The organism is Marinovum algicola (genome assembly GCF_900109145.1).
Taxonomy (GTDB): domain Bacteria; phylum Pseudomonadota; class Alphaproteobacteria; order Rhodobacterales; family Rhodobacteraceae; genus Marinovum; species Marinovum algicola.
Genome location: NZ_FNYY01000057.1, coordinates 1 through 1,846, shown reverse-complemented (window position 1 = coordinate 1,846; position 1,846 = coordinate 1). Strand labels below are relative to the sequence as shown.

2 protein-coding genes are annotated in these 1,846 nt (G+C 62.8%); both read right to left on the bottom strand.

Annotated features, from left to right (window positions below; translation table 11 throughout):
• Positions 1-1,034: IS66 family transposase (tnpC, locus tag BMW90_RS26030; RefSeq protein ID WP_211569049.1), on the bottom strand; the 1,034-nt coding region annotated here is incomplete at its 3' end.
• Positions 1,028-1,450 carry a transposase gene (locus BMW90_RS27335; protein WP_407657416.1) on the bottom strand — a complete coding sequence of 141 codons (423 nt, stop codon included), beginning with the start codon at positions 1,448-1,450 and terminating at the stop codon, positions 1,028-1,030. The genes tnpC and BMW90_RS27335, both read right to left, overlap by 7 nt.
• Between the last annotated feature and the right edge of the window lie 396 nt (positions 1,451-1,846).

The following is a 1,846-nucleotide window of genomic DNA, read 5'->3' as shown; positions in this document are numbered from 1 at the left end:
CCCCATCCGCGATCATCGCGGGCCAGGGCCCAGAGGTAGCCGGTCTTGGTTCGGCCGCGTCCGGGGTCGAGGACCGGAGCCGTGGTCTCATCCATAAACAGCTTTCCGGAGGACTTGATGTGTTCCGCCAGCCGGTCGACCACGGGGCCGAGGTGGAAGGCGGCGGTGCCTGCCCAGTCCGCCAGGGTGCTGCGGTCGACCTGGATGCCGGAGCGCGCCAGGATCTGGCCTTGGCGGTAGAACGGCAGGTGGTCCGCGAACTTCGAGACCAACACATGAGCGATGGCGCCCTCGGTCGGCAGGCCGCCCTCGATCAGCCGGGGCGCGGCGGGCGCCTGGGTGACCCCGTCTGAGCAAATGCGGCAGGCATACTTCGGCCGGATGTCGACCAGCACCCGGAGCTGCGCAGGCACGATGTCGAGACGCTCGGTCCGATCCTCGCCGATCTGGTGCATGCGGCCGCAGCCGCAAGGGCACTCAAGGCTCGCCGGTTCGATGACACGCTCGATGCGCGGCAGGTCCGCGGGCAGATGGCCGAGATTGCGCTGCCGTTTCTGTCGCGGGGTCTGGGTGGAGGGGGCGGCCTGCTCCCTGCGGGTCTCGACCTCGGCGACGGCGATTTCCAGGTCTTCGAAGGCAAGCTGCCGGTCGTCATCACTCAGCTTCTCGGACCGTTTGCCATGCACGACATGGTTCAACTCGGCCACGAGATGCTCGAGCCGCCGGTTGGCTTCCTTCAGGGCACCGTTTTCCTGCAGCACCGCCAGAACGGCGGCGCGCTGGCTCTCGGGGATCGCGGGCCAAGTGAAGGTGTTTTCTTCCAGCCGTTTGTAGGCCATCACGAGTCCGCTGCCGTCCCAGAACAGGATCTTCAACCGGTCGGCGCGCTTCGACCGGAACACGAAGACCGTGCCCGTGAACGGATCCTCGGCAAGCGTCGACTGGACCAGCGCCGCGAGACCGTCATGCCCCTTCCGGAAGTCGACCGGCTTCGTCGCCACCAGGATCCGCACGCCCTGCGAGGGCATCAGCATGGATGCACCTCCAGCGCGTGGGCAATCTCGGCAATCCGGGCCGCAGGTGCATCATGGGCGAGTTCGATCACGACAGCGCCTCGAATGATCCTGATCGGGGCAGCCTGCGATGCGACCTCCGGGCCCGCTTCCCCCTCGGCGACCTCGCAGAAAACGAGAGGCGCAAAAACAGGGTCCTCGACTTCTGCCGCAGGCAGCACGAGCTTGCCCTGTTTGGCTTCACGTCGCCATGCCGAGAGTTGATTGGGCAGAATGCCAAACCGCTCCGCCACGGCATTCACCGTCGCACCAGCCTCCAAGGTCATCGCGACGGCCAAGGCCTTGGCCTCATCCGGCCACCGGCGATGTCCCGACGCGTAAATCTCGACGCCCAGCGATCTGAGAAACGAATTTGTAGCGCACATTGCAAAACGCACTCCCCATCATGAGATGAAGATCACCTCGCAGCCGAAGCCATTAGCTGCAACGTGGGGTCGATACGGCGCTTACAGTTTTCTGTTGGTCCAACCGAATTTTCGGTTCCGGCAAGTCGTGCTATGTTTGGGCCGCGTAATCCTAGTTAGGGTCTTGGTGCTGAAGGTCGTCTGAGTTGCTGTTGTACAGCCCGATCCAAGAACGCATTCGGCAAAACAACTAGGTTTACCGGCCAGGTGGAGTTGAGACATATTTTACATAACCCATATTCCGCGCGAGCGAATCATGTTACGGGGCACATTTTAAACTCCGTTGCGACAAATCCCCTATCCTGCTGAAAAGCAAGGAGAACGGACAGCGGCCCATACAGAGCTGAATTTACGCGAACGACGTGCGAT